Annotated in this window: 27 protein-coding genes; 9 read left to right on the forward strand and 18 right to left on the reverse strand. The window is 72.2% G+C overall.

From position 1 onward, the window contains the following. The first annotated feature begins 124 nt into the window (after window positions 1-124). A complete protein-coding gene (locus IEZ11_RS19900; RefSeq protein ID WP_189264136.1) occupies window positions 125-1,303 on the forward strand; it encodes a PQQ-dependent sugar dehydrogenase in 1,179 nt (392 codons plus the stop codon). 16 nt (window positions 1,304-1,319) lie between these two features. On the opposite strand, the gene IEZ11_RS19905 is transcribed toward IEZ11_RS19900, so the two are convergent. From IEZ11_RS19905 to IEZ11_RS19930, 6 genes are all read right to left on the reverse strand, one after another. Beyond that, window positions 1,320-1,517, reverse strand: coding sequence for a DUF6191 domain-containing protein (locus IEZ11_RS19905; protein ID WP_189264137.1), 198 nt, complete (start codon window positions 1,515-1,517; stop codon window positions 1,320-1,322). Window positions 1,518-1,539: 22 nt separating this feature from the next. Next, entirely contained in the window at window positions 1,540-4,575 is a 3,036-nt protein-coding gene (locus IEZ11_RS19910; protein ID WP_189264138.1) for a helix-turn-helix transcriptional regulator, read from the reverse strand. Between the two features lie 164 nt (window positions 4,576-4,739). Continuing rightward, window positions 4,740-4,925, reverse strand: a complete 186-nt coding sequence (locus IEZ11_RS19915; RefSeq protein WP_189264139.1) for a hypothetical protein — start codon at window positions 4,923-4,925, stop codon at window positions 4,740-4,742. A gap of 206 nt (window positions 4,926-5,131) precedes the next feature. Further along, window positions 5,132-5,746, reverse strand: a complete 615-nt coding sequence (locus IEZ11_RS19920) for a hypothetical protein (RefSeq protein ID WP_189264140.1) — start codon at window positions 5,744-5,746, stop codon at window positions 5,132-5,134. Between the two features lie 35 nt (window positions 5,747-5,781). Further along, window positions 5,782-6,357 (reverse strand): GNAT family N-acetyltransferase, encoded by a 576-nt coding sequence (locus IEZ11_RS19925; protein WP_189264141.1) that lies wholly within the window; start codon window positions 6,355-6,357, stop codon window positions 5,782-5,784. Window positions 6,358-6,456: 99 nt separating this feature from the next. Beyond that, window positions 6,457-6,783, reverse strand: coding sequence for a hypothetical protein (locus tag IEZ11_RS19930; RefSeq protein ID WP_189264142.1), 327 nt, complete (start codon window positions 6,781-6,783; stop codon window positions 6,457-6,459). A gap of 186 nt (window positions 6,784-6,969) precedes the next feature. Here IEZ11_RS19930 and IEZ11_RS19935 point away from each other — a divergent pair, with 186 nt between their 5' ends. Beyond that, window positions 6,970-7,782: an SAM-dependent methyltransferase gene (locus IEZ11_RS19935; RefSeq protein WP_189264143.1), complete on the forward strand. Its 813-nt coding sequence runs from the start codon at window positions 6,970-6,972 to the stop codon at window positions 7,780-7,782. A gap of 66 nt (window positions 7,783-7,848) precedes the next feature. Here IEZ11_RS19935 and gatB read toward each other — a convergent pair whose 3' ends face one another. From gatB to IEZ11_RS19965, 6 genes are all read right to left on the reverse strand, one after another. Further along, window positions 7,849-9,363, reverse strand: coding sequence for an Asp-tRNA(Asn)/Glu-tRNA(Gln) amidotransferase subunit GatB (gatB, locus tag IEZ11_RS19940; RefSeq protein WP_189264144.1), 1,515 nt, complete (start codon window positions 9,361-9,363; stop codon window positions 7,849-7,851). 15 nt (window positions 9,364-9,378) lie between these two features. Further along, the gene (locus tag IEZ11_RS19945; RefSeq protein ID WP_089098594.1) at window positions 9,379-9,621 is read right to left on the reverse strand and encodes a hypothetical protein; all 243 of its coding nucleotides are present in this window, start codon (window positions 9,619-9,621) and stop codon (window positions 9,379-9,381) included. Continuing rightward, on the reverse strand, window positions 9,618-11,111 hold the full coding sequence (gene gatA, locus IEZ11_RS19950) for an Asp-tRNA(Asn)/Glu-tRNA(Gln) amidotransferase subunit GatA (RefSeq protein WP_189264145.1): 1,494 nt from the start codon (window positions 11,109-11,111) through the stop codon (window positions 9,618-9,620). The genes IEZ11_RS19945 and gatA overlap by 4 nt, the downstream gene beginning before the upstream one ends. Before the next feature lie 6 nt (window positions 11,112-11,117). Continuing rightward, the gene (gene gatC / locus IEZ11_RS19955) at window positions 11,118-11,414 is read right to left on the reverse strand and encodes an Asp-tRNA(Asn)/Glu-tRNA(Gln) amidotransferase subunit GatC (RefSeq protein ID WP_007384860.1); all 297 of its coding nucleotides are present in this window, start codon (window positions 11,412-11,414) and stop codon (window positions 11,118-11,120) included. Between the two features lie 77 nt (window positions 11,415-11,491). Further along, window positions 11,492-11,713, reverse strand: coding sequence for a hypothetical protein (locus tag IEZ11_RS19960; RefSeq protein WP_189264146.1), 222 nt, complete (start codon window positions 11,711-11,713; stop codon window positions 11,492-11,494). Between the two features lie 30 nt (window positions 11,714-11,743). Continuing rightward, window positions 11,744-12,115 carry a DUF4267 domain-containing protein gene (locus tag IEZ11_RS19965; RefSeq protein WP_189264147.1) on the reverse strand — a complete coding sequence of 124 codons (372 nt, stop codon included), beginning with the start codon at window positions 12,113-12,115 and terminating at the stop codon, window positions 11,744-11,746. A 97-nt stretch (window positions 12,116-12,212) separates the two neighbouring features. Here IEZ11_RS19965 and IEZ11_RS19970 point away from each other — a divergent pair, with 97 nt between their 5' ends. After that, window positions 12,213-12,791: a TetR/AcrR family transcriptional regulator gene (locus IEZ11_RS19970; RefSeq protein ID WP_189264148.1), complete on the forward strand. Its 579-nt coding sequence runs from the start codon at window positions 12,213-12,215 to the stop codon at window positions 12,789-12,791. Window positions 12,792-12,923: 132 nt separating this feature from the next. Here IEZ11_RS19970 and IEZ11_RS19975 read toward each other — a convergent pair whose 3' ends face one another. From IEZ11_RS19975 to IEZ11_RS19985, 3 genes are all read right to left on the reverse strand, one after another. Continuing rightward, window positions 12,924-15,173, reverse strand: a complete 2,250-nt coding sequence (locus IEZ11_RS19975) for a putative bifunctional diguanylate cyclase/phosphodiesterase (RefSeq protein WP_189264149.1) — start codon at window positions 15,171-15,173, stop codon at window positions 12,924-12,926. Window positions 15,174-15,386: 213 nt separating this feature from the next. After that, window positions 15,387-17,582 carry an NAD-dependent DNA ligase LigA gene (gene ligA / locus IEZ11_RS19980; RefSeq protein ID WP_189264150.1) on the reverse strand — a complete coding sequence of 732 codons (2,196 nt, stop codon included), beginning with the start codon at window positions 17,580-17,582 and terminating at the stop codon, window positions 15,387-15,389. Window positions 17,583-17,596: 14 nt separating this feature from the next. After that, window positions 17,597-18,598, reverse strand: coding sequence for a methionine synthase (locus tag IEZ11_RS19985; RefSeq protein WP_189264151.1), 1,002 nt, complete (start codon window positions 18,596-18,598; stop codon window positions 17,597-17,599). Window positions 18,599-18,920: 322 nt separating this feature from the next. On the opposite strand from IEZ11_RS19985, the gene IEZ11_RS19990 reads away from it, so the two are divergent. From IEZ11_RS19990 to IEZ11_RS19995, 3 genes are all read left to right on the forward strand, one after another. Next, entirely contained in the window at window positions 18,921-20,090 is a 1,170-nt protein-coding gene (locus tag IEZ11_RS19990) for a cytochrome P450 (RefSeq protein ID WP_189264152.1), read from the forward strand. 6 nt (window positions 20,091-20,096) lie between these two features. Beyond that, a complete protein-coding gene (locus IEZ11_RS52830; RefSeq protein ID WP_472980689.1) occupies window positions 20,097-20,183 on the forward strand; it encodes a hyalucidin A family RiPP precursor in 87 nt (28 codons plus the stop codon). 63 nt (window positions 20,184-20,246) lie between these two features. Continuing rightward, on the forward strand, window positions 20,247-21,470 hold the full coding sequence (locus IEZ11_RS19995) for a cytochrome P450 (RefSeq protein WP_189264153.1): 1,224 nt from the start codon (window positions 20,247-20,249) through the stop codon (window positions 21,468-21,470). Window positions 21,471-21,564: 94 nt separating this feature from the next. Here IEZ11_RS19995 and IEZ11_RS20000 read toward each other — a convergent pair whose 3' ends face one another. Beyond that, window positions 21,565-22,263: an SDR family oxidoreductase gene (locus IEZ11_RS20000; RefSeq protein ID WP_189264154.1), complete on the reverse strand. Its 699-nt coding sequence runs from the start codon at window positions 22,261-22,263 to the stop codon at window positions 21,565-21,567. 16 nt (window positions 22,264-22,279) lie between these two features. Next, window positions 22,280-22,819 (reverse strand): LOG family protein, encoded by a 540-nt coding sequence (locus IEZ11_RS20005; protein WP_189264155.1) that lies wholly within the window; start codon window positions 22,817-22,819, stop codon window positions 22,280-22,282. 158 nt (window positions 22,820-22,977) lie between these two features. Here IEZ11_RS20005 and IEZ11_RS20010 point away from each other — a divergent pair, with 158 nt between their 5' ends. Continuing rightward, window positions 22,978-23,310, forward strand: coding sequence for a DUF427 domain-containing protein (locus IEZ11_RS20010; RefSeq protein WP_189264156.1), 333 nt, complete (start codon window positions 22,978-22,980; stop codon window positions 23,308-23,310). Here the strand turns inward: IEZ11_RS20010 and mnmA are convergent. After that, window positions 23,280-24,422, reverse strand: coding sequence for a tRNA 2-thiouridine(34) synthase MnmA (gene mnmA, locus IEZ11_RS20015; protein WP_189264157.1), 1,143 nt, complete (start codon window positions 24,420-24,422; stop codon window positions 23,280-23,282). The genes IEZ11_RS20010 and mnmA overlap by 31 nt on opposite strands. A 60-nt stretch (window positions 24,423-24,482) precedes the next feature. On the opposite strand from mnmA, the gene IEZ11_RS20020 reads away from it, so the two are divergent. Continuing rightward, on the forward strand, window positions 24,483-25,145 hold the full coding sequence (locus tag IEZ11_RS20020; protein WP_189264158.1) for an N-acetylmuramoyl-L-alanine amidase: 663 nt from the start codon (window positions 24,483-24,485) through the stop codon (window positions 25,143-25,145). A gap of 223 nt (window positions 25,146-25,368) precedes the next feature. Continuing rightward, window positions 25,369-26,997, forward strand: a complete 1,629-nt coding sequence (locus IEZ11_RS20025; RefSeq protein ID WP_189264159.1) for a multicopper oxidase family protein — start codon at window positions 25,369-25,371, stop codon at window positions 26,995-26,997. Window position 26,998 lies beyond the last annotated feature (1 nt).

The raw sequence follows: 26,998 nt of genomic DNA on the forward strand, positions 1-26,998 counted from the left end.
CGCGCCCCTTACGGGGCGCTGTCAGCGGGCGTTCGCAGCATGGTCCGCCGGACAGAGCGACGCCCCTGACGGCGGCGCGTTGTACTACCGTCGGTCGCAGGAGCCGGGCCGTTTCGGAGGGACCGTGATCGTGCGACGTCGAGGTGGGGCCGCCGTGTTGACCGTGGCCGGGGTCCTGGTGGTGGCGGGGTGCTCGTCCGGGGGCGGAGGTGGGGGGCTGCCCACGCCGTCCTGGGCCGGGGGTTCGTCGGCGAGTGGCTCCGGCGCCTCCGCGTCGGCCGGGGCGAGCGAGTCCGCCGCGCCCGCCAAGGGGACGGTCACGGTGCTGCGTACGGTCGCCGAGGGGCTCAAGTCGCCCTGGGGGCTGGCGGCGTTGCCGGGCGGGGCCGGGCTGCTGGTGTCCGACCGGGACGACGGGACGATCAGCAAGGTCGACGAGAAGACCGGGAAGATCACGGAACTGGGTGTCGTGTCCGGGGTGTCCGCGGCGGGTGAAGGCGGCCTGCTGGGTATCGCCCTCTCCCCCGACTTCGCCTCGGACCACATGATCTACGCGTACTTCACGTCGGCCTCCGACAACCGCATCGTGCGCATGCTCTGGGACGAGGGCAAACCCGCCAAGGAGCAACTGGGCGCCCCCGACACGATCTTCAAGGGCATTCCCAAGGGGTTCATCCACAACGGCGGCCGGATCGCCTTCGGCCCGGACGGCATGCTCTACGCGGGCACCGGGGAGAGCGGACAGCGCGGCCTCGCGCAGGACAGGGACTCGCTCGGCGGGAAGATCCTGCGGCTGACGCCGGAGGGCGACCCGGCCCCCGGCAACCCGTTCCCGAACTCGCCCGTCTACACCTACGGCCACCGCAATGTGCAGGGCCTGGCCTGGGACGACAAGGGCCGGCTGTTCGCCTCGGAGTTCGGGCAGGACACCTGGGACGAGCTGAACGCGATCAAGCCCGGCGGCGACTACGGCTGGCCGGACGCGGAGGGCAGGTCGTCCGACCCGAAGTACGTGAACCCGATCGCCCAGTGGCACACCGACGACGCCTCCCCCAGCGGCATCGCCTATGTCGACGGCGTGATCTGGATGGCCGGTCTGAAGGGCCAACGGCTGTGGCGCGTTCCGCTGGTCGGCACCACCGCGGGCGCCGCGCCGCAGGCCTTCCTCACCGGCCGGTACGGCCGTCTGCGGACGGTCGTGGCGGCGGGCGGCGACAAGCTGTGGCTGGTGACCAGCAACACCGACGGGCGGGGCCGGCCGAAGGCGGGCGACGACCGGATCCTGGAGCTGCGGGTGAGGTAGCCGGCGGCGACACCGCTCACGCCTCGTCGTCCCCGGAGTCCGTCGCGGGCTCCTCCCGCGGGAGCCGTATGACGACCTTGCCGGACGCCAGGTCTATCGGTCCGCGGCCGGGATCCGCGTCCCCCACGTCCTCGCGGGTCAGCTCCAGCCGCTTTTGCTCCTCGTGGGTGTGTTTGCGGCCGGGTGCGAACAGCTCCTCGAACATGTTGAACACGGTGCCTCCTCCGCCGGTCTCCCTACCTGGTCGGGTCGAGCGCCTCGACGGGGAACAACCCCAGTCTGTGCGCCACCGCCGCTGCCTCGCCCCTTCCTGCAACGCCCAGCTTGCCCAGAATGTTCGAGACATGGACACTCGCGGTCTTCGGGGAGATGAAGAGTTCCTCGGCTATCTGGCGGTTGGTACGGCCTGCCGAGACCAGGCGGAGGACGTCGCGCTCCCGGCTGGTGAGGCCGAGGCTCTCGGCGGGGTCGAGGGCCCGGCGGGAACCGCGGGCGGTCAAGGTGAGGCGGGCGCGCTGGGCGAGAAGGGCGACGGCCTCGGCGAGCGGGCGGGCGCCCAGGTGGCCGGCGACGGCCCCGGCCAGCCGCAGGAGCTCCGCGGCGCGGTCGCGTTCGTCGTCGCCGGCGGCCGTTTCGAGCAGGCACTGGGCGAGGCGGCGCCGGACCCGGGCCAGGTCGTAGGGACGGTCCAGGCACTCGAAGTCGGTGACCACGTCCGACCAGAGGGCGGCGGTGTCGGTGCCCCGGGCCCGGTGCAGCTCGGCGCGGGTCCAGCGCTCGTACGCCTGCCAGAGGGGTGCGCCGGTGGTGAGCTTGCGCACGGCCTCGGCCAGCCGGTCGAGGGCCTCGGCGCGGCCGTCGGCCGCCGCGGGCAGGGCGCGGGCGTCGGCCTCCGCGCCGGCGGCGGCCAGCAGCAGGGGCCAGCCGTAGCGGTGGGTACCGGGCGGGAAGCCGGCCGCCAGGGCGCGGTCCAGCTCGGCGCGGGCGTCCAGGAGCCTGCCCTCCTCGGCGGCGACGCCGATGGCGATCCGGGCCACCGGCAGCAGAACCTGGGGCATCGGGTCGTGGCTGCCGTAGTGGGCGTGCGCGATGGCCAGCCGGCGGGCGGCTTCGGCCGCGTCGCCCCGGGCCATGGCGATGTCGGCGAGGCGCAGGGCGCCGACGCCCCTCGGCTTGGCGCTGGCCGCCGAGCCGAGGGCGCCCGCGGCGGCCTCGGCGGCCTCGTCCCACCGGCCCAGTGAGTACAGCGACTCGGAGAGGTTGCCCCAGATCCATGCCTCGGAGTCCAGCAGGCCGTATCCGCGGGTGAAGGTGACGCCCTCGCGCAGGATCGGCACCGCCTCCCCGGAGCGGCCGACCGACTCCAGCTCGGACGGCAGGTTCACGAAGGCCCGCCCGACGACATGGGCCACCCCGTCCTGGAGCACGGCCTCCTTGACCCGGTACAGCTCCGCCAGGCCGTTGTCGACGTCCCCCGAGTCGACCATGAGGCAGCCGAGGGTGACCCGCGCGTTGAGCTCGATCTCCCGGGCGCCCACCATCCGCGCGTACTCCACGGCCTGTTCGGCGGCGGCGAAGGCCTCGGGGCCCGGCTGGTGCAGCATCGCCCAGGTGGCCGCGTTGGCCAGGACGTCGGCGTGCACCTCGGAAGGGGGCAGACCGCGCACCAGGTCCTGGGCGTTGGCGAGTTCCTGCCGGCCGTCGCCCCGGGCCAGGCCCTGGACCAGCCGGGAGCGCTGCACCCAGAACCAGGCGGCGCGCTGCGGGTCGTGCTCGTCCTGGAGGATCCGCAGCGCCTTCTTGGTGATCTTCAGGGCGCGTTCGCGCTCCCCGCAGAAGCGGCCGGCGACCGCCGCCTCCGCCATCAGGTCGAGGTAGCGCAGCGGGGTGGCCGCCGGATCGCAGCCGCAGGGAGGGTAGACGTCGGTGTAGTCGACCGGGCGCAGGGCCGCGCGGATCTCCTCGGGGGCGGTGTCCCACAGCTCCATCGCGCGCTCCAGGAGGCCCAGTTGCTCGCTGTAGGCGTGCCGGCGGCGGGCCACCACGGAGGCGTCGAGAACGGCGGGCAGCGCCTTGGCGGGGTCATGGGCCTGGTACCAGTAGCTGGCCAGGCGGGTCACGCGCGCGTCGGCCGGTACCAGCCCCGGGTCGGCCTCCAGGGCCTCGGCGTAGCGGCGGTTGAGCCGGGAGCGCTCGCCGGGCAGCAGGTCGTCGGCGACGGCCTCGCGGACCAGGGAGTGCCGGAAGCGGTAGCCGTCGCCGGCGGGGGTGGCGGTGAGGAGGTTGGCGCCGACGGCGGCCCGCAGCGCCTCGATGAGGTCGTCCTCGGCGAGCCGGGCGACGGCGGCGAGCAGCCGGTACTCGACGGTGGAGCCGCCCTCGGCGACGATCCGGGCCACCCGCTGGGCGCTCTCGGGCAGTGCCTCGACCCGGACCAGGAGCAGGTCGCGCAGCGGGTCGGTGAGCCCGGTGCAGCAGCCCTCGGCGGCGGCCACGGCGAGTTCCTCGACGAAGAAGGCGTTGCCGTCGGAGCGTTCGAAGATCTCGTCGACCTGGGCCGGGTCGGGTTCGGTGGCGAGGATGCCGGCGATCTGGCGGCCGACCTCCTCGCGGGTGAACCGGGCGAGTTCGAGGCGGCGGACGGTGCGCAGCCGGTCGAGTTCGGCGAGCAGGGGGCGCAGCGGGTGGCGGCGGTGGATGTCGTCGGAGCGGTAGGTGGCGAGGACGACGAGCCGGCCGGTGCGCAGGGTGCGCAGCAGATAGGCGAGGAGGTGGCGGGTGGAGGCGTCGGCCCAGTGCAGGTCCTCCAGGGCGATGACCACCGTGCGCTCGGCGGCGACCCGCTCCAGCAGGCGCGCGGTGAGCTCGAAGAGGCGGGCCATGCCCTGTTCGTCGTGGCGGCCTGCGGTGGCCTCGCCGAGCTCGGGCAGCAGCCGGGCCAGTTCGTCCTCCTGGCCGGCGGCGGCCGCGGCCAGTTCGTCGGGCAGGGCGGCCCGCAGGGCGCGCAGGGCGGTGGAGAAGGGGGCGAACGGCAGCCCGTCGGCGCCGATCTCCACGCAGCCGCCCAGGGCGACGACCGCGCCCTGCCGGCAGGCGGCCGTGGCGAACTCCTCGACCAGCCGGGTCTTGCCGACGCCGGCCTCGCCGCCGAGCAGCAGCGCCTGCGGCTCGGCGGCCCCGGCACGCGCGAGCGCGTCGTTCAGTGTGTCCAACTCGTCGCTGCGGCCTACGAACACGGGACTCACGGACCTGGTCTCCACAGGCCAGAGCATCGCATGGGGCCCGGAGACCACGGCACCGGTTTTCCACAGCGCCGGTGCGCTTGTCGTACCGGTGAGAGAGACCGACGGGGGAAGCCGGTGGCCCGTTCCCGTGCGGCCACCGGCTTCCCCGTTCGCTGCTTCCGGGCGGTCCGCGCCGCCCGGCCGTCCCGTGGTCACGCGGTGCGTGGGAGCCGGCGCCGGCCGCGGCGGTCGGTATGCGCCTCCTCCGCCGCGGCACCGTGTCCGGCCTCGCGGCCGGCGGCGCGACGGGAGCGGACGGCCTCCCTGACCAGCCGGGCCTCCGCGGCCTGGCGGCGCAGTTCGGCGGAGCGGATCCGGTGGAGTTCGAACTCGAACATGGTGTGTCCCTTGTGAGAGCGGGTGATCGGGCATCGCTTTCTGCGATGCCTCCACCTTCGTCTCCCAGGGGGGTGCGCCACATCGGGAGAGTTCCGCATCTTCGCGGGGCCGCCGGGTCCCGGACACGCGTAAGGGGCCTCAGACCGTCCGTAAGGTGCTCACGGACGCCCTAAGGCCCCTTCCGACCTGGGCGGTCGCAGCCGGCTCAGCTGGTCGACGGCAGTCCGAGGAGCGCGTCGGAGTACTTGAGGACGGCCAGCAGCAGGCCGATGACACCGACGGCGACGCCGGCCCAGGCGACCGACTTGATCCACGGCGCCTGCGGCCTGCCGGGGGCGCCGAAGGCGGGCCGGACCAGCACCACGACGGCGGTCAGCAGGCCGGCCAGCGCGAACAGGCCCGCCCAGAGCGCGGTGGTCTGCCAGGCGTCGCCGTACACCTCCTTGACCTGCGTGGCGACGCTCGCGCTCGACGAGGTCTGGAGCTGGCCGATGAGGGTCTCGCGAGCGGCGGCCACCGTACCGATCCAGCCACCCGTGAGGGAGACCAGACCGAGCACGACGGAGACGACGGCACCGGCGCCCAGGCCGACGCCGGACGAGCCCTCGGCCTCGGCCAGTTCCGCGGCGAGTTCCGCGGCCAGGTCCTCGTCGTCGTCCTCCAGGTCGTCCGCGTCGAGGTCGGCGTCCGTGCCCTCGGCGGCCTCGGTGCCGGACTCCGAGACGGCGTCGGCGCTCTTGGTGACGCTCACCTTCTCCTCGTCGGTCGTGGCTTCGGCACCCGTCGTGGCACCGGTCTCGTCAGCTGTCTTGGTTCCCATGTCCGGCACCGTACGGATCCTGTCTGAGAGGCTTCTTAATGATCGTTCTCTGCGGCACGCGCGCGTGCTTCACGCCATTCGGGGGCGAGGATCGACCACACCTCCACGTCGTGCCGTAGGCCACCATAGGGGTGTGCCTGGCGGCGTACGCCATCGCGGGTCATGCCCAGCCGCCGGGCCACGTTCAGGCTGGGCACGTTGCCCGAGGCGGCGACCCACTCGATCCGGTGGATACCGCGCTGGTCGACCGCGAAGTCGAGGAGTACCCGCATCGCGCGCGTGACGAGTCCGCGCCCGGTGCCGGCCGGCTCCAGCCAGCAGCCGACCTCGGCGTTCCCCTGCTCGGCGTCGAAGTTCAGGAAGAGCACCCCGCCGACGAGCGTGCCCCCCAGCCACAGGCCGTGCAGGGCGCCGGTGTCGGCGGCGCGCAGGTCGGCGTACCGCTGGAGCATGGCGCGGGCGGAGGGCACGTCCGTCGCCTTGGAGCCGAAGGGGATGAACTGTCCGATGAACTCCCGCCCGCGGTCCAGGTGGGCCAGGAACTCCTCGGCGTGCCAGGGCTCCAGCGGGCGCAGTTCGGCGCCGTCGTCACCCAGGGATATCGCGTACATCGTGTTTCTCCAGTTCCACCACGTCCTCGACCTGCGCGTCGAGCCTCTCATGAGCGGCGCGGCAGCCGCGCGGCCCGAGGCCGGTCCGGGGCGGGTACGTCAGTCGAACTGGTCGCCGAGGGCCATCACCATGGTGCCCAGGATCATCAGCCAGAGGGCCCAGCGGGTACGGCCGCGGGCCCCGATCGCCCCCGCGAACACGCACACGGCGGATCCGGTGCCGTAGGCGGCCGGCACCACGGCGGCCACGCCTCCGCCCACTCTCATGGACGCGGCGGTCAGCCCCATCAGGGCCAGCAGCACCCCGGTGACGGTGGCGGTCCAGCGGGCCCGACGGGCGTCCTCGAAGAGGTCCTCGTCCTCGTCTGCCGCGGCCTCCACCTCGGTTGTCTCGGGTTCCGCGTCCGATTCGGCGTGTCCGGTCATGGCGGGCGAGCGTAGCGCCCGCACCTGGGGAAATCGGCTGCGGACCAGGTCGACAACTGCTAGCTTCCGCTGGTCAGCACTGACCGGCCCCTCGCCGACGACCGAAGCGGGTGCATTGTTTGACGGTCCGAATGAGCTCCTACGCATCGCCCTTCACTACGAAGATCACAAGGAGCCCGTTCAACGATGTCCGACGCCGTCTCTCCCGCACCGTCGAAGGACGCCTCTCTCACTGACCGTCTGACCCTCCCCCGGTATCCGCTCAGCAGCACCTACGACGCCCGCTGGGCCGTCGAGAACCAGATGGGCCCGCACGCCCTGTGGCTGCTGGAATGGCTGGCCCCCGCCCTCGGCCTGGACGCGCTGCGCCCCTGCGCGCGCGTGCTCGACCTGGGCTGCGGCCGGGCGATGACCTCGATCTTCCTGGCCAGGGAGTTCCACGCTCAGGTCACCGCCGCGGACCTCTGGGTCGGACCCGACGACAACGCCGGGCGCATCGCCGAGGCGGGGTTCGCCGACCGCGTGCAGCCGGTGCGTGCCGAAGCGCACGACCTGCCCTTCGCCGAGGGCGGCTTCGACGCGATCGTCTCGGTCGACGCGTACCAGTACTTCGGCACCGACGACCTCTATCTGCCCACGCTCACCCGGCTGTTGAAGCCCGGCGGCCGGATCGGGGTCGTGGTGCCCGCGCTGCGCGAGGAGATCGCGGGCACCGAACCGCCGGAGCATCTGAAGCCGTGGTGGGAGCCCGACTTCTGGTGCTTCCACTCCGCCCACTGGTGGCACCGCCACTGGACCCGCAGCGGGGCCGTCGAGGTCGAGGCCGCCGACTGGCAGCCGGACGGCTGGCGGGACTGGCTGCTGTGGTGCGAGGTGGTCGCCGAGGAGAGCACGGACGACTTCCACGTCCGGATGGCGGGCCGGTGCGCGGAGATGCTCCGCGCCGACCAGGGGCGCACGCTCGGCTTCGTACGGGTCGTCGGGCGCCGTAGGCAGTAACCCCTGGAACAGGGGCAGGGCCCCGGAGGCGCTGCCTCCGGGGCCCTACCACGTGCGGGCCGCCGCTCAGCCCTCGCTGACGCCCAGCTTCTCCAGGATCAGCTCCTTGACGCGGGCCGCGTCGGCCTGGCCGCGGGTCGCCTTCATGACCGCGCCGACCAGCGCGCCCGCCGCGGCCACCTTGCCGCTGCGGATCTTGTCGGCGATGCCCGGGTTGCCGGCGATGGCCTCGTCGACGGCGGTGCCGAGCGCCGAGTCGTCCGACACGACCTTCAGACCGCGCTTGTCGACGACCTCGTCCGGGGTGCCCTCGCCCGCGAGGACGCCCTCGATGACCTGGCGGGCCAGCTTGTCGTTCAGGTCACCCTTCGAGACCAGCTCGGTGACCCGGGCGACCTGCGCCGGGGTGATCGCCAGCTCGTCGAGCGAGGTGCCCGACTCGTTGGCGCTGCGCGCCAGTTCGCCCATCCACCACTTGCGGGCGGAGGCCGCGTCGGCCCCGGCGTCGATGGTGGCGACGATCAGGTCCAGCGCACCGGCGTTCTGGATCGCCTGCATCTCGACCGCCGAGATGCCCCACTCGGCGAGCAGCCGGGTACGGCGGGCCAGCGGCATCTCCGGAAGCGCTGCGCGGATCTCCTCGACCCAGGCGCGCGAGGGCGCCACGGGGACCAGGTCGGGCTCCGGGAAGTACCGGTAGTCCTCGGCCTCCTCCTTCACGCGGCCCGAGGTCGTCGACCCGGTGTCCTCGTGGAAGTGCCGGGTCTCCTGGATGATCGTCCCGCCGCCGTTGAGCACGGCCGCGTGCCGCATGATCTCGAAGCGGGCCGCGCGTTCCACGGACCGCAGGGAGTTCACGTTCTTCGTCTCGGAGCGGGTGCCGAACTTCGCGGTGCCGTGGGGGCGCAGCGACAGGTTCACGTCGCAGCGCATCTGGCCCATCTCCATCCGGGCCTCGGAGACACCGAGCGCCCGGATGACCTCGCGCAGCTCACGGACGTACGCCCGCGCGACCTCGGGGGCGCGCTCGCCCGCGCCCTCGATCGGCTTGGTGACGATCTCGATGAGCGGGATGCCCGCGCGGTTGTAGTCGAGCAGGGAGTGGGACGCGCCGTGGATACGGCCCGTGGCGCCGCCGACGTGCGTCGACTTGCCGGTGTCCTCCTCCATGTGCGCGCGCTCGATCTCCACGCGGAAGGACGTGCCGTCCTCCAGCTGTACGTCGAGGTAGCCGTTGAAGGCGATCGGCTCGTCGTACTGGGAGGTCTGGAAGTTCTTCGGCATGTCCGGATAGAAGTAGTTCTTCCGGGCGAAGCGGCACCACTCGGCGATCTCGCAGTTCAGCGCGAGACCGATCTTGATCGCGGACTCGACGCCGGTGGCGTTGACGACCGGGAGCGCGCCGGGCAGGCCGAGGCAGGTCGGGCAGGTCTGCGAGTTGGGCTCGGCGCCCAGCTCGGTCGCACACCCGCAGAACATCTTGGTCCTGGTGCCGAGTTCGACATGGACCTCAAGACCCATGACGGGGTCGTAGGACGCCAGCGCGTCCTCGTACGACACCAGGTCGATCGTGGTGGTCACGGTGAAACTTCCCTCTCAGCCCAGCAGGACGTCGTCGTCGCCCAGCCGCTTCAGCTCGCGGTACAGCAGGGCGAAACCGGTGACGATCGCGACGGCGGACACGGTGGCGTCGATCAGCCGGAGCGTGTCGTGCTCGGCGCGGGCCTTCTTGATCTGCTTGGCGACACCGACCGCACCGAACGCGGTGGTGGCCATGGACAGGTACGTACCGGACTTCGACTTCTTGAAGCCCTTGGCCTTCGACAGTGCGTTGCTCACAGCGACGGTGCCTCCTCCAGGAGCGGGTGGCCCCACTTTTCCACGAAGGCGGCCTCGACGGCGGCGCCGACCTTGTAGAGCCGGTCGTCCTTGAGCGCCGGGGCGATGATCTGCAGGCCCACCGGGAGGTTGTCCTCCGGGGCGAGACCGCAGGGCAGCGACATCGCCGCGTTGCCCGCCAGGTTCGTCGGGATGGTGCACAGGTCGGCCAGGTACATCGCCATCGGGTCGTCGGCGCGCTCGCCGATCGGGAAGGCGGTGGTCGGCGTCGTGGGCGACACGATGACGTCCACCTGCTCGAAGGCCTTCTCGAAGTCGCGCGTGATGAGCGTGCGGACCTTCTGGGCGGAGCCGTAGTACGCGTCGTAGTAGCCGGAGCTCAGGGCGTACGTGCCGAGCATGATGCGGCGCTTCACCTCCGGGCCGAAGCCCGCCGCACGGGTGAGGGAGGTGACCTCCTCGGCGGAGTGCGTGCCGTCGTCGCCGGTCCGCAGGCCGTAGCGCAGGCCGTCGAAGCGGGCGAGGTTGCTCGAACACTCGCTCGGCGCGATGAGGTAGTACGCCGACAGCGCGAGGTCGAAGGACGGGCAGTCCAGCTCGACGATCTCGGCACCCAGCTCCTTCAGCAGCGCGACGGACTCGTCGAACCGCTGGATGACACCGGCCTGGTAGCCCTCGCCGCGGAACTGCTTGACGACACCGACGCGCATGCCCTCGACGCTGCCGTTGCGGGCGGCCTCGACGACCGGCGGGACGGGCGCGTCGATGGACGTGGAGTCCAGCGGGTCGTGCCCGGCGATGACCTCGTGCAGCAGCGCCGCGTCCAGGACCGTACGGGCGCACGGCCCGCCCTGGTCCAGGGAGGACGAGAACGCGACCATGCCGTACCGCGACACGGCCCCGTAGGTCGGCTTGACGCCCACCGTGCCGGTCACGGAGGCCGGCTGGCGGATGGAGCCGCCGGTGTCGGTGCCGATGGCCAGGGGCGCCTGGAAGGAGGCGAGGGCGGCGGACGAGCCGCCGCCGGAGCCACCGGGGATCTTCGTCAGGTCCCAGGGGTTGCCGGTGGGCCCGTACGCGCTGTTCTCGGTGCTGGACCCCATGGCGAACTCGTCCATGTTGGTCTTGCCGAGGATGACCACGTCGGCGGCCTTCAGCCGCTTGGTGAGCGTGGCGTCGTACGGCGGGATCCAGCCTTCGAGGATCTTCGAACCGACGGTCGTCGGAATGCCCTGGGTGGTGAAGATGTCCTTCAGCGCGAGCGGTACGCCGGCGAGCGGGCCGAGCTTCTCGCCCCTGGCCCGCTTCTCGTCGACGGCACGCGCCTGCGCCAGGGCGCCCTCGCGGTCGACGTGCAGGAAGGCGTGCACCTTCTCGTCGACGGCCTCGATCCGGGCCAGGTGGGCCTCGGTGACCTGTACGGCGGTGAGTTCACCGGCGGCGATCCTCGCGGCGGTCTCGGCGGCCGTGAGCTTGATGATGTCCGTCATGACTGTCTAGTCCTCCCCCAGGATCTGCGGCACCTTGAAACGCTGCTGCTCCTGGGCCGGGGCGCCGGAGAGCGCCTGCTCGGGGGTGAGCGAGGGACGGACCTCGTCCGCGCGCATGACGTTCGTCAGCGGCAGCGGGTGCGAGGTCGGCGGTACGTCTTGGTCGGCGACCTCGCTGACGCGGGCGACCGCGCCGATGATGTCGTCGAGCTGGCCGGCGAAGTGTTCGAGTTCTTCGGGCTTCAGCTCCAGACGCGCCAGCCGGGCGAGGTGGGCGACCTCCTCGCGCGTGATGCCAGGCATGCAGCGTTCCTCTGGGGTGAGTGTGTGTGGTTTGGAGCCAATCCTATGGGGCACGGGCCGGTACCCGTTAAACGGTTTCAGCGACGGGTGTCCCAGGCCTCGCTCCGCAGGTAGTGGTTGTCGTACCGCTCGCCCGGTGTGATGACGATCAGGTCGCCGCGTCCGGCGGTGACGACGGCGGCGCCGGTGGCGTTGCTGTCGGCGAGCAGTCTGACGCCGACCGGGTCACCGCCGACCGCCTCGGCCTCGGCCTCCCGCAGGATCACGGACTCGTCGGACTCCGGTACGAACAGCGACATGCGCGGAGCTCCTGCTGATGGCTGCGGCGTTCACCCGAGGAACAGGAGCGCGGCGCTGATCAGGACAACGATCGCGGTGGCGAGGTGGATCCCGAGAGCGACGGCCCGCGTGCCACCGTGCCGCAGGACTATCAGCATGTCCCCGAGCGGCACGAGTGCCACGCAGAGCATGAACCAGGCCTCGGCACGCGCTCCGGCGAAGGCCAGCAGCGCGAGCCCCACGACGCCGAGCGTGCCGTCCCTGACGCCCTTGACGGCGAGAAAGGCGCCGGCGTCGCCCTCGGGGTCGGCCGGCACGCCGTATCCGGCGGCGGCGGGCCCCGGCCGGAACAGGAACCGGTAGCCGAGGAACAGGCAGAACAGGTCGAGCAGGACGGCGAGCGTGTAGGCGGTGACGGTCATGGTGACCCCTCTGTCGATAGTTTTCTAGCAGCGCTAGGACTGATATCGAAGCTAGCAGAGCGTCGGCAGAATGACTAGCGATGCTAGAATCCGGAGCATGTCGATTCAGAACCGCCGGGAACGCGAACGGGCAGAGCGCGAGCAGCTGATCGTCACGGCCGCGCGCGAACTCGCCGAGACCGAGGGCTGGGACGCGGTGACGACCCGCCGGCTGGCCGCCGAGATCGAGTACAGCCAGCCGGTCCTCTACAGCCACTTCAAGGGCAAGGACGCGATCATGGCGGCGGTGGCCGTCCAGGGCTTCGCGGAGATGGCGGCGGAGCTGCGGGCGGCGCGTACGGCGGCCGAGGGCACCCGGGAGTCACTGGCGGCGGTGGCGGAGGCGTACACGTCCTTCGGCCGCCGGCGCCCCGCCCTGTACGACGCGATGTTCACCCACCGGGTGGACCTGCCGTTCGCGACCCAGGAGGCTCCGCAGGCCCTGTGGGCGGCGTTCGGCGAACTGTCACAGGCGGTGGAGCCGATCGCCGCGGCCGGCGACGACCCCGGCATCCTGACCGAGACGTTCTGGGCAGGCCTGCACGGCCTGGTCACACTGACGCGCAGCACCCGCCTGCCGGAGGAGGCCCACGAGGAGAGGCTGCGGCTCCTGATCGGCCGCTTCGTCACTCCGTAGGGGCAACGCCCCTGTTCTTGGGGGCGCGGGGAACTGCGCGAGCAACCACGACGCACCCGCACCCGCCGACACCACCGCACCCCCACGGGCGACGCTCACCTCTTGAGAGACGGTGAACGGGCGGGCGGGAGACTACTCGGCCGCCGGCAGAGCCGCCCGCGGCCGCTGCCACCCCCGCGACCCCCGCGCCAGCAGCCACGCCGTGGTCTCCTCCGGCGGCATCGCGGCCGCGACCAGCCACCCCTGCACGGCGTCACACCCGAGGTCCCGCAGCCGCTCCCACGTCTCGTCGTCCTCCACCCCCTCCGCGACCACCAGCAGCCCCAGCGAATGCGCGAGGTCGACCGTGCAGCGCACGATCTCCGCGTCCTCGTTGTCCACCGCCAGCCGGGCCACGAAGGACCGGTCGATCTTCAGCTCGCTCACCGGCAGCCGCCGCAGGTGCACCAGCGACGAGTACCCGGTGCCGAAGTCGTCGAGCGACATCTTCACGCCGTGCCCGTGCAGCCCCGCGAGGGTGTCGGCGGCCCGCTGCGGGTCCTCCAGCAGCACATGCTCGGTTATCTCCAGCTGCAGCGCCCCGGCCGGCACCCCGTGCCGGGCCAGCCGCGCCGCCACCAGGCCCGCGAACCCGGGCGTGTGGACGTCCCGCGGCGAGACGTTGACCGCCACCGGCACCCTCAGCCCCTGCGCCCGCCACCGGGCGACCTGCCCGAGCGCGGTCTCCAGCACGTACTCCGTCAGATGGGGCATCAGCCCGGACGACTCGGCGATCGCTATGAACTCGTCCGGCGGCACCTTCCCGCGCTCCGGGTGCACCCACCGTACGAGCGCCTCCAGTCCGGCCACCTGTCCGTCGAAGCGGACCTTCGGCTGGTAGTGCAGCTGCACCTCGTGGGCGTCCAGGGCGCGCCGCAGGTCGCCCAGCAGGCCCAGCCGGTCGGGGGTGTTGGAGTCCCGCTTGGACTCGTACACCTCGACGCCGGTACGGTCCCGCTTGGCCTGGTACATCGCCACGTCCGCCCGGCGCAGCAGCCCCTCCGCGTCGAGCGCGTGGTCGGGGAAGACGGCGACCCCCGCGCTGGCCTCCAGCACGAGGGTGAGGCCGTCGAGGTCGAGCGGGGACGAGAGGGCGGTGACCAGGCCGCGGGCCACCCGGGTGGCCGAGGTCGTGGAGTCGGCGACCGGGAGTAACACCGCGAACTCGTCGCCGCCGAGCCGGGCCGCCTCGGCACCGCGCGGCAGCGCGGCCCGCAGCCGGTCGGCTATCTGGAGCAGCAGCCGGTCACCGGCGAGATGGCCGAGCGTGTCATTGACCGAACGGAACCGGTCGAGGTCGATCAGCATGAGGGCGGAGCGGGCGCCGATGCGTTCGGCGTCGTCGAGGGCGGTCCAGATCCGCTCAAGGAGCCACTGCCGGTTGGGCAGTCCGGTCAGCGGGTCGCGCAACTGCTCCTCGGCGCGGGCCCGCGCCATCCACAGGGTGGAGTCGAGGGCGAACAGCGGGATGGCGAACAGCGGCAGCAGCAGCGGCTGCGCGACGGCGACCACGCAGATCAGCGGGGCGATGCCGAGCAGGGCGACGGCGACCAGGCCCTGGCGCATCAGGGCGGTGCGGGCGACGGTGGGCAGCCCGCCGCCGCGCGGCGCGTGCAGGTACCAGAGCAGGGCGCGGGTGACGGCGAGATAGGCGACCGCGACGAGCACGACCTCGGGGGCGGCGGCGACCGTCCAGCCGACCGGGTTCCAGGGCGACTCGACGGTCGGGACGCGGCCGAAGGCACCGAGCACCAGCGCGCCGGCACCGATGCCGAGGATGTCCACCGCGCCGTGCAGGACACCCTGCCGCCAGCGGTGGCGTCTGGCTATGCCGACCAGGACGACGACGGTGAGGCTGACCATGCCGGCGGGCACCCAGCCGTACAGCAGCAGCACGGCGAGGGTGAGGGCGGCTCCGGAGCCGGTGCCGCCCCACCAGCGGGCGCGGCCGAGCAGGACGAGGTGGCCGACGATGATGCCGGTCAGCACGGCCAGCGACCAGCCGACCGTGCCGGACGGGAAGAGGGCGTGGTTGTCGCTGAAGGCACGGTAGAAGCCCGCGCCGAGGACGAACGCCGCGGCCGCGACGACCCCGGCGGGCAGCGCGGGCCAGGACAGGTGCCGTTCGTGATCGGTGCCGACCAGACCGGGGGGCGGTTCGACCGCGGCCAGCGGCAGCGGGTCGCGTGCCTCCGCCGCGATGCCGACCACCGGTATGCCGGGCGCGCCCGGCATACCCGGGCGCCGATCGCCCCGCACCGTCCACCGGCTCCCCCGCCACGCGCACACCCGGCGGCGCAGCGGCGGCCGCGCGCCCGGTGCGGCGCTCTCGGTCGGTTCCATTCCCGTCCCTCTCACAGCCGGCGGTGCCCACGCCGTGCGGTCCGTGCCCTGCCGGGGCACGGGAATGCCCCGACCGCAGCTGGGCACGGCAGGCGCATGTCCCAACAGTAGGCCGCGGAAGGCTTCCACGGGCAGCGGTCGTCGACGGTTGCCCGATTGCGTCCCGGCCACCCGTATGCATCTGATATGCGCCGAACGGGTGGCCTTCAACCGCTACTCCTCGGTCGGAAGGGCCGCTTCGGCCGCCGCGTCCGGTCCCTGCTCCAGGAGGACGGCGAATCCGTCCTCGTTCAGGACCGGAACCTTCAGCTGCATCGCCTTGTCGTACTTCGACCCGGGGTTCTCACCCACGACCACGAACGATGTCTTCTTGGACACCGAGCCGGTCACCTTGGCCCCGCGGCTCTGCAGCGCGTCCTTGGCGCCGTCGCGGGTGTGGTGCTCCAGCGTCCCGGTGACGACGACGGTCAGGCCCTCCAGCGGACGCGGCCCCTCGTCCTCTCCGGTCGACTCGTCCTCCAGCGGCACTCCGGCGGCCTTCCACTTTCGGATGATCTCGCGGTGCCACTCCTCGGCGAACCACTCCTTGAGCGCGGTCGCGATGATGCCGCCGACGCCGTCGATGTTCGACAGTTCCTCCTCGGTGGCCTGCTCGATGCGGTCGACGGAGCGGAACTCTCGGGCGAGCGCCTGCGCGGCGACCGGTCCGACGTGCCGGATGGAGAGGCCGTTGAGGAAGCGGGCGAGCGGGCGGGCCTTGGCCTCCTCGATCTTCTGGAGCAGCGCCAGGGTGTTCTTCTTGGGCTCGCCCTTCTGGTTGGCGAAGACCGTGACGACCTTCTCCTCCCCGGTCTTCGGGTCCCGCTTGGGCAGCCCGCTGTCCGGGTCCAGGACGTACGCCTTGATGGGCAGCAGCTTCTCGACGGTGAGGTCGAACAGGTCGCCCTCGTCGACCAGCGCCGGGTCGGCCGGCTCCAGCGGCCGGGTGAGCGCCGCGGCCGCGACCCCGCCGAAGTGCTCGATGTCCAGGCACTCGCGGCCCGCGAGGTAGGCGACGCGCTCTCTCAGCTGGGCCGGGCAGGTACGGGCGTTGGGGCACCGGAGATCGATGTCGCCCTCCTTCATGGCCCGCAGCGGCGTGCCGCACTCGGGGCACTCGGCCGGCATCACGAACTCCCGCTCGCTACCGTCCCGCAGGTCGACGACCGGGCCGAGGATCTCCGGGATGACGTCACCGGCCTTGCGCAGCACCACCATGTCGCCGATCAGCACACCCTTGGCCTTGACGACCTCCTGGTTGTGCAGGGTGGCGAACTCCACCTCGCTGCCCGCCACGGTGACCGGCTCGACCTGCGCGTACGGCGTGACGCGGCCGGTGCGGCCGACGCCCACCTTGATGTCGATCAGCCTGGTGTTGACCTCTTCCGGCGCGTACTTGTAGGCGATCGCCCAGCGCGGGGCGCGGGCCGTCGAACCGAGGCGTCCCTGGAGCCGGATCTCGTCCAGCTTCACGACGACACCGTCGATCTCGTGCTCCACGGAGTGCCGGTTCTCGCCGTAGTAGGCGATGAACTCCCGTACCCCGTCGAGGTCGTCGACCACCCTGTTGTGCGGGGAGGTCGGCAGTCCCCAGGTCTTGAGCAGGTCGTAGCCCTCGGAGAGCCGGTTCAGGCCCTCGAAGCCCTCCAGGGCGCCGATGCCGTGCACGACCATGTGCAGCGGGCGGCCGGCGGTGACCCTCGGGTCCTTCTGGCGCAGTGAACCGGCCGCCGCGTTGCGCGGGTTGGCGAACGGCTTGTCGCCGGCCGCGACCAGGCGTTCGTTGAGCTCGGCGAACTTCTCCATCGGGAAGTAGACCTCGCCGCGGATCTCGACCAGGCCGGGCACCCGCTCGCCGTGCAGCCGGTCCGGGATCTCGGCGATCGTACGGACGTTGGGCGTGATGTCCTCGCCGGTACGGCCGTCGCCGCGGGTCGCCGCGCGGGTCAGCCGGCCGTGCTCGTAGGTGAGGTTGACGGCGAGGCCGTCGACCTTCAGCTCGCACAGGAAGTGGTACTCCTGCTCGCCCAGTTCCTTGTGGATCCGCTCGGCCCAGGCCGCGAGGTCGTCGTCGTTGAACGTGTTGTCCAGCGACAGCATCCGCTCGCGGTGCTGGACCGAGGTGAACTCCGTCTCGTACGCCCCCGCGACCTTCTGGGTCGGTGAGTCGGGCGTGCGCAGCCCGGGATACTCGTCCTCCAGCGCCTCCAGCGTCTTGAGGAGCCTGTCGAACTCCGCGTCGCTGACGACCGGGGCGTCGTTCACGTAGTACCGGAAGCGGTGCTCCTCGATCTGCTCAGCGAGCCGCGCGTGCTTCTCCCGTGCCTCGGCGGGCACTGCCGTCTCCGCCTGCTGCTTGTCGCCGGCCACCGTGTTTCCTCCCGTTACTCTGGGTTGTCCGCGAGTGATCTCGCCGCCCGGACGCAGTGGGCGAGCGCCTGCCGGGCGTACGCGGGGGAAGCACCCGCCAGCCCGCACGCCGGGGTGACCGTGACGGACTCCGCGAGAAGCCCCGGTCGCAGCCCCAGCCTGCGCCACAGCGTCCTGACACCCATGACGCTACCGGCAGGGTCCGACAATGCCGCGTCCGTGCCCGGCACGACACCGACGAAGAGCCGGGTGCCCGCCTCCACCGCCTCGCCGATCGCGTCCTCGTCACGTTCGGTGAGGAGCGAGAAGTCGAAGGAGACGGCGGCCGATCCGGCGCGGCGGAGCAGGGCGAAGGGGACGTCGGGGGCGCAGGAGTGGACGAGCACCGGGCCGTCGGCGTGCACGCCGATCACGTCGCGCAGGGTGGACTCGACGACCTGGCGGTCGACCGCGCGGTGGGTGCGGTAGCCGGAGGCGGATCTCACCTGGCCGCGCAGGACGGCGGTGAGGGACGGCTCGTCGAGCTGCAGCACCGGGCGGGCACCGGGGATCCGCCGCCGCACCTCGGCCAGGTGCAGCCGCAGGCCCTCGGCGAGGGAGGCGGCCAGGTCACGGCAGGCGCCCGGGTCGGACAGGGCCGACTCGCCGTTGCGCAGCTCCAGGGCGGCGGCCAGCGTCCAGGGGCCGACCGCCTGCACCTTCACCGGACCCTGGTACTCCTGGGTGAACTCCTCCAGCGCGTCCAGGTCCTCGCCCAGCCAGGAGACGGCCCGCCGGGTGTCCCGGCCCGGCCGGTCGCCGAGCCGCCAGCCGCTGGGCTCCACGCGCGCGTACAGCTCGACGAGCAGGCCCGCGGTACGGCCGATCATGTCGGCGCCGGGGCCGCGGGCGGGCAGCTCGGGCAGGAAGGGGAAGTCCTCGAAGCTGCCGGTCGCGGTCTTGGCGGCCTCGCGGGAGTCGGTGCCGGGCAGGGAGCCGACGCCTGTGGCCGGGCCGAAGTCGGAGAGTGCGTTCACGTGAGGAGCCTAAGCGGGGCGGGCGGCGCGGTGGGCGGCGGTGGCCGGACGGCCGCTCCCGCCACTCGCCCGCCGCCGGGCCCGAGGGGCGGCGCGCGGGTTCCCGTGCGGGTCCGGATCCTGGTGCGCGGCGCCCGGGACTCCGGCGGGAGCGGCTCGTCGGACAGGTCCGGCCGCGCTCGCCGAAGGGCCACGGGGCGTGTCCCGTACCCGGTGCGCCTGTTCCGCTCACCGGCACAGCGGGCGACAGGACGCGGCCCGCTGCGCACGCTGGGTCCGTCGTACCGCAGACCGGTCCCGTGACCGCCCAGGGAGGACACCCATGACGTCGTCGTCGCAGCGTCCCGCACCCGTCGACGAACTTGCCCTGCTGAAGGCGGAGTTCGAAGGCGGGTCGGCCGACGTGTGGCGCTCGGCGCTGGGCGGCGGGGTGTGCGTGGCCGGTCCCGAGGCGGTGCGGGCGGTCATGGGCAACCGGCACGGGGTCGTCGCGGAGACCTCCGACTTCTACCACCACCGGCACGGCGTCTTCGGGCCGCGCTCGGCGCAGATCGCCGTCGGCCGCGCGGCCCGGGGCCTGATGCAGCGCCATCTCCAGGACCACCGGGCCGACCTGCCGGGGCTGGTCGCCGAACTGCTGGCGCCGTGCAGCGAGTGGCCGGACGCCGGCAACCTGCTCGTCCTGCGGCATCTGCGCGAGGTGCTGCTGCACCCGGACGCCCCGCCCCACCTGCACCGCACGGTGGAGGCGATCGTCGCCCGCGCGGTGCTGGCGGGTGCCCGGCAACGTCGGCGGGCCGCGTCCCGGCTGCTGTTCCGGCGCCGTGCGCTGCACGCCCTGCACACCGAGATAAGCGCCCGGCAGCGCGCGGCGCGGCCGCTCGACCATCCGGCGGGACCGCGCGACCTCGTCGACGTGGTCGTCGGCGGGGGCGGCCCGGCCGCGGATCCGCGTGAACTCGTCGAGGTCTACCTGTCGTTCCTGTTCGCCACGGCCGGGTCGATCGGGTTCGCGCTCGGCTGGTCGGTGCTGCTGCTGGGCACGCACCCGGAGCGGGCCGCCGCGGACCCGGGCCGGACCGTCCGCGAGGCCCTGCGGCTGTGGCCGGTGGCGTGGCTGTTCGCCCGCACCCCGAGCCGCCCGCAGGAGCTGGGCGGCACGCCGGTCACGCCCCGGGACCGGCTGATGGTGTGCAGCTACCTGGCGCACCGGCACCCCGCGTACTGGGAGCGGCCCGACGAGTTCGTCCCGGAGCGCTGGGCCGAGGGCCCGCCCGACGGGGCCTACCTGCCGTTCGGTCTCGGTCCGCACACCTGTGCGGGCGCGACCGTCACCGTACGGCTGCTGGAGGACCTGGTGGGCCTCCTCACCCGTGACTGGCGTGTGTCGGTCACCTCTGACGGCGGTGGGCCCCAGGTGGGTCCGGCGCTGGCTCCGCCGCGGTTCACCGCGACGCTGAGCCGTCCCGACGGCTGTCCCGAGAGGAGGTGAACCAGCATGCGCGCGCTGTACCTCAAGACGATGTCGGTCCTCAACGTCCGACGCACGTACGGGCAGTTCTGGTACCTGTACCACCACATCTGACCGGCCCGCGCGGGGAGGCGACAGCCGGTCGGCTCCCCGCGCTCCCAGAGGGGATCGCCCACGATGACCACCCCGCAGCACCCCGAGGACTTCCTGAGTTCCATGCGGCTGCGCAGCGCCCGGGAGGAGGGCGTCTTCTGGGTCGACGACCAGCGGCTCGGGGTCTTCGAGCCGGAGGCGGCCCGCCGGGTCAGCGCCGTCAACTGGCAGCGGTACGTCATGCACGACCGGCTGGTCGACATGGTGCGCCGGCGGCGCAGTCCCGAGATGCGGTGGAGCCGGATCCGCGCGGCCTGGATGACCCAGCTGCACACCCTGGCGACGGCGGAGCAGCACGGTCTGCTGATCGAGCGCATGCAGCGGGTGCTGGACGCGCGGACCGGGCAGGACACCGACCTGACCATGCTGACGCAGGACGTGGCGCTGCGGTCGCTGCTGCCGGTCGCGCTCGGCGGGCTCACCGGCGCCGAGGAGGACCTGGTCCGCCGGGACCTGGAGATGAAGCTGGCGCGGCTGGTGTCGCCCGCGCCCGGCGGTGTCCTGCACCACCTGCGGCACCTCGCCGTGCAGATACGGGCCGGGCTGGTGGTGCGCCGGGTCCTGCGACAGCGCGCCGGCGGCCGCCGCGGGCGCGAGGCGGACCTCGCCGACCCCTTCGTGGACCTGCTGCCGGAACTCGGCATGGACCGGGCGCTGGACGTGGTGACCACCGTCCTCACCGCCATCGGGGGCCCGCCCGGCACCGCCGCCGCGAGCGTGCTGTACGAGTTCGTCCGGCAGCCCGAGTGGCGGCGCCGCCTCGAAGCCGAGCTGAGTGCCGTGGACCCGGTGGAGTTCCGTACGGCGCCCGCCACGGCGGCTCCGGTCACCCACCGGTTCGTGAAGGAGGTGCTGCGGATGTGGAGCCCGCCGCTGCTGCTGGTGCGCCGCTCCACGTTCGGCTTCGACCTCGGGAAAACCCGGCTGGAGCCGGGGCAGTGGTATCTGCTGAGCCCGCACCTGATCCACCGTGACGAGCGGGTCTGGAAACAGCCCGACGTCTTCGACCCGGACCGGTTCCTGCCGGGCGCGCCGCACGGCCCGGCGGACCGGACCTGTTACGTGCCGTTCGGCTGGGCGCCCAAGAAGTGCATCGGCGCGAACATCGCCGTCGTCCAGCTGATGGCCCTGTGCCACCTGCTGTGCACGCGTTACCGGCTGACCGTGGACCACCCGGAGGCGGTCACGATGGCCCTGCGGTTCGCACCGGTGCCGGAGAACTTCCGGGGGCGGCTGACGCTGCGGTGAGCAGCGCCCTGAAAGGGGCGCGGGGAACTGCGCGACCAGCCACGGCGGCGCCGCGGTCGACAGACGGCGTGTCGCGGCCCTTCCAGCGGAGCGTCTAGCCGGAAAACGGGCCGGGGCGCACGGTCAGGTCGTTGATCTCCGCGTCCGTCGGCAGGTCCAGGGCGGTCAGGACGGCGGTCGCCACCGACTCCGGGGCGATCCAGCGCGCCGGGTCGTACTCCTTGCCCTCCTGCTGGTGGACCTTCGCCTGCATCGGACTCGCCGTGCGGCCCGGGTAGACCGAGGTGACCCGGACACCGTGGCCGTGCTCCTCGGCGCGCAGGGAGTCGGCCAGCGCCTTCAGGCCGTGCTTGGAGGCCGCGTACGCCGACCAGCCCGCGTGCGCGGCGAGTCCCGCGCCGGAGTTCACGAAGACCACGTGGCCGCGGGCGGCGCGGAGCTGGGGCAGGAAGTGCCGGGTCAGCTCGGCCGGTGCGATCAGGTTGACGTTGAGCTGGTGACGCCAGGACTTCGGGGTCAGCTCGCCGACCTCGCCCAGGTCGACCACGCCCGCGATGTGCAGCAGCGAGTCCACCCGGTCCGGGAGGGTCTGGTGGGAGAAGGCCCAGGAGAGCTTGTCCGGGTCCGCCAGGTCGCCGACCAGGGTGCGGGCGCCGGGAAACCCGGCGGCCAGTTCCTTCGCGCGGCCCGCGTCGCGCGCGTGCAGCACGAGTTCGTCCCCGCGCGCGTGCAGGCGGCGGGCCACGGCGGCGCCGATGCCGGAACCGGCACCGGTGATCACATGAGTTGCCATGGGGGACATGCTCGCATCAGCGGGCGCCGGGACCCTGTTCCAGGTGGGCCAGGGCCTCCGCGGGTTCCTCGGCGAAGAACATCAGCTCGGCCAGGGGGCGCGGCAGGAAGCCCTCGGCCTCCATGCGGCGGAACTGTTCCTTCAGGCCGTCGTAGAAGCCGGCGGTGTTGAGCAGGACGACCGGCTTGTCGGTGCGGCCGTGCTTCTTCAGCTCCAGGATCTCGGTGGCCTCGTCGAGGGTGCCGGTGCCGCCGACCATGATGACCACGGCGTCGGCCTTCTCCATGAGCAGCCGCTTGCGCTCCGCGAGGTCGGCCGCGACGACCATCTCGTCGGCGCCGGGGCGGGCCTTGTTGGCGAGGAACCCGACGGAGACGCCGATCAGCTTGCCGCCGGCCTCCTGGACGCCGTCCGCGACGACCTTCATGAGGCCGACGTTCGAGCCGCCCCAGACGAGGGAGTGGCCGCGCTCGCCGATCAGTTTCGCGAAGTCCCGGGCGGGGCGGGTGTAGCGGTCGTCCAGGTCGGCGGCGGAGAGGAACACACAGATGCGCATGGGGTCAGGGTATGCAGGGCCGTCTGGCGGGTGCGGGTCGTGTGTGGCTGGTCGCGCCCACGCGGCGGTAGCCGCATACCGAATGCGGCCCCGCGCCCCTGAAGGGGCGCCCCGGCGCACGTGGGGAACAAGTAACCGCCTGTCGGACTTACCCCTTCATGGCCTCTGGACACACGATCACCATCGAGCAGTCCCAGCAGCACGTCCGCGTCACGCACGGGGACCTGGTGCTCGCCGAGAGCGACCGGCCCCTCGTCCTGCGGGAGACCGGGTCTCCCGTGCGCTACTACATCCCCGCCGAGGACGTCCGGCTGGACCTCCTCACGCCCTCCGGGACGCACACCGTCTGCCCGTTCAAGGGGACCGCCTCCTACTGGTCCCTGCCGGACGCGCCGGACCTGGTCTGGGCGTACCCCGACCCGAAGGCCGACGTCGCCCGGATCAAGGACCACCTCTGCTTCTACGAGGTCGAGGTCGACGCCGCCGGCTGACGCCGGACCGTCGAGGCGATCGTCGCCGAGCCGACGACGCGGGTGCCGTCGTACAGGACGACCGCCTGGCCGGGGGCGACGCCGCGGACCGGTTCGGTGAACGTGACGCGCAGCTCGCCGTCGACCAGTTCGGCGGCGGCCTCGGTCTCGCCGCCGTGGGCGCGCAGCTGGGCGGTGTAGCGGCCGGGGCCAATGGGGGCGGTGCCGCACCAGCGGGGCTTGATCGCGGTCAGCCCGGTCACGTCGAGGGCGGCGGCCGGGCCGACCGTCACCGTGTTGTCCACCGGCGAGATGTCGAGGACGTAGCGCGGCTTGCCGTCGGCGGCGGGGTGGCCGATGCGCAGGCCCTTGCGCTGGCCGATGGTGAAGCCGTACGCGCCCTCGTGGGTGCCGACCTTGGTGCCGGACTCGTCGACGATGTCGCCCTCGGCCCTGCCGAGGCGCCGGGCGAGGAAGCCCTGGGTGTCGCCGTCGGCGATGAAGCAGATGTCGTGCGAGTCGGGCTTCCTGGCGACCGCGAGGCCCCGGCGCTCGGCCTCGGCGCGGATCTCGTCCTTGGTGGTGAGGGTGTCGCCGAGCGGGAAGAGGGCGTGCGCGAGCTGCTGCTCGTCCAGGACGCCGAGGACGTAGGACTGGTCCTTCGCCATGTCGGAGGCGCGGTGCAGCTCGCGGGAGCCGTCGGGGAGCGTCACGACCTGCGCGTAGTGGCCGGTGCAGACCGCGTCGAAGCCCAGGGCCAGGGCCTTGTCCAGCAGCGCGGCGAACTTGATCTTCTCGTTGCAGCGCAGGCACGGGTTGGGGGTGCGGCCCGCCTCGTACTCGGCGACGAAGTCCTCCACGACGTCCTCGCGGAAGCGGTCGGCGAGGTCCCAGACGTAGAACGGGATGCCGATGACGTCGGCGGCGCGGCGGGCGTCGCGGGAGTCCTCGACGGTGCAACAGCCCCGGGCGCCCGTGCGGAAGGACTGCGGGTTCGCGGAGAGCGCGAGGTGGACGCCGGTGACGTCGTGGCCGGCCTCGGCCGCGCGGGCGGCGGCGACGGCGGAGTCCACGCCGCCCGACATGGCGGCGAGGACGCGGAGGGGGCGGGTGCGCTGCGGGGTGTCAGTCATAACCCCTCCAGGGTAAGGGGGCGCGGGAACCGGAGCCCGCGAGTATCCGTTGGGGATCACATGGGGGCGGATCGGACAGCGGCGGGAGACCGGGACCGGCGGATCGGGCGGCGGGCGCTGCTGGTCGGCGGGGCAGCGGCGGCCGTCGGCACGGCGGCACTGACCAGGGACGAGCTGACGCGGCTGTACTGGCGGCTGCCGGGCGTGCACAAGGCGCGGGTGGCGGGCGCGGTGGACTTCAGAGGCGCGCGCTGGGTGGCCGCGTCGCCCGCGAACTACCGGACGGCGAACCGGCCGGACGACTACCCGATCGACCGGGTGGTCATCCACGTCACCCAGGGTGGCTACGCGAGCGCGGTGAAGGTCTTCCAGGACCCGGCGCACGAGGCGGCGGCGCACTACATCGTGCGCAAGGACGGGCGGATCACCCAGCTGGTCCGCGAGCTGGACGTGGCGTTCCACGCGGGCAACCGGTCGTACAACGAGCGGAGTGTCGGCATCGAGCACGAGGGTTTCGTGGACCGCCCGGAGGACTTCACCGACGCGATGTACGCGGCCTCGGCGCGGCTGACGGCCGCGATATGCCGGCGGTACGGCATGGCCATGGACCGCGAGCACGTGATCGGTCATGCGGAGGTGCCGGGGACGGATCACACCGACCCGGGCAGGCACTGGGACTGGGATCGCTACATGGGGATCGTTCGGCGTGTCGGACAGCCCTGACACCCAGTTCCACCTGTGACTCAATCGTTATCCTGTGGTCGCGCTGCGCGCATCCTGTGTCCGTTGCGTCCCACACCCGTGGCGCCAGCTGCGTCTGCTCAACTCACCTTGTTTTCAAGGGAGTTAAGCATTGCAAGCTTCCACGGCCGACTCACAGTTCCGCCGGTTCGTTCCTAACTTCGCCTCAGATTTCGCACAGACCCCAGGACAAACATCCGGGGCCATGACCCACACCACGGATCCCGCCTTCGAGGCGAACAGAGAAGAAGAGCAGGTCACCGGCGGCAGGCGCCGTCGTGCCAAGGGCGCGGAGGGCGCCAAGGCCGAGCACTCCAAGGCTGAGCGCACCACCGACGCCGAACACTCCAAGGAGGGAACGGCCAAGCGCGGCAAGGGTGTTCACCGCCGGAAGTTCCTCGGGGGCATGGCCGGGGTCGGTCTGGGCGCCGTCGCCGCGGCCGGCGCGTCCTTCGCCCTGCTGACCGACGCGAAGGGCAACAAGGCCAACGCGGCGACCAACACCGCCACCTTGACCATCCCGGACCTCCTTGAGGGCACCACCTCCGACAGCACCACCACCTTCACGCTGGAGGCGAAGACCGGCACCGCCGAGGTGCTCACCGGCGTCACCAGCACCACCGCGGGCTACAACCAGTCGTTCCTCGGTCCCACCATGAAGTGGGTCAAGGGCAACACCAACGTGCTCAACATCACCAACAGCCTGGGCGAGGACACCACGGTCCACTTCCACGGCGCGCACGTCCCGGCCAAGATGGACGGCGGTCCCCAGGTCGCGTTCTCCGACGGGGACACCTGGTCGCCGACCTTCACGGTCAAGGACGAGCCGATGACGCTCTGGTACCACCCGCACGCCCTGGGCACCACGGCGAAGCAGGCGGTGCACGGCCTGGCCGGCATGATCATCGTCGACGACAGCGACAACACCACCAGCGCCGACCTGCCCACCACCTACGGCACCGACGACATCCCGCTGATCTTCCAGTCCCTGGCCGTCAACGCCGCCGGCGACATCAAGTACGACCTCACCGGCTACCTGGCGGCCACGGCCTTCCCGCTGCTGGTCAACGGCACCAACGTCGACGACACCACACTCACCTTCACCGCGACCAAGACCCGGACCCGGTTCCGGCTGCTCAACGCCTCGCCGTCGGACATCATCGTCATCCAGCGCAGCGACGGCGGCACCATGACCCAGATCGCCAGCGACCAGGGTTACCTGGCCGAGGCGGCGGACGTCACCACGATCCGGCTGGTGGCCGGCGCCCGCGCCGAGATGGTCATGGATATGTCGGACGACGTCACCCTCCAGGCGGTCATCACCACCGGCTGGGTCCGCGGCGGCAGCGGCACGTACGACTTCCTGGCGGTGACCGCGAGCGGCACCGACACCCCGGACGACCTGCCCAGTTCGCTGCGGACCATCGACCGGTACGACACCAGCGACTTCACGGCCCGCACCATCACCCTCGGCAACAGCGGCGGCACCATGCTGATCGACGGGAAGGCCGGGACCAGCATGTCCTCCATGGCCATGATCAGCACCACGCTGGGGTCCAAGGAGATCTGGACGATCAAGAACAGCACGCAGCTGGAGCACTCGTTCCACCTGCACGACGTGCCGTACCAGCTGATCTCCATCAACGGCGCGGATCCGACCGGCGTCCAGCTCGGCTGGTACGACACCTACGAGGTGGTCGGCGGCGGCTCGATCGTGATCGCCATGGAGTTCACGGACTTCTCCGACGACACGTACATGTACATGCTCCACTGCCATCTGCTGCAGCACGAGGACGAGGGCATGATGGCGTCCCTCATGGTGACGGACAGCTAGT

Source organism: Streptomyces fuscichromogenes, from assembly GCF_014645815.1.
Lineage (GTDB): Bacteria > Actinomycetota > Actinomycetes > Streptomycetales > Streptomycetaceae > Streptomyces > Streptomyces fuscichromogenes.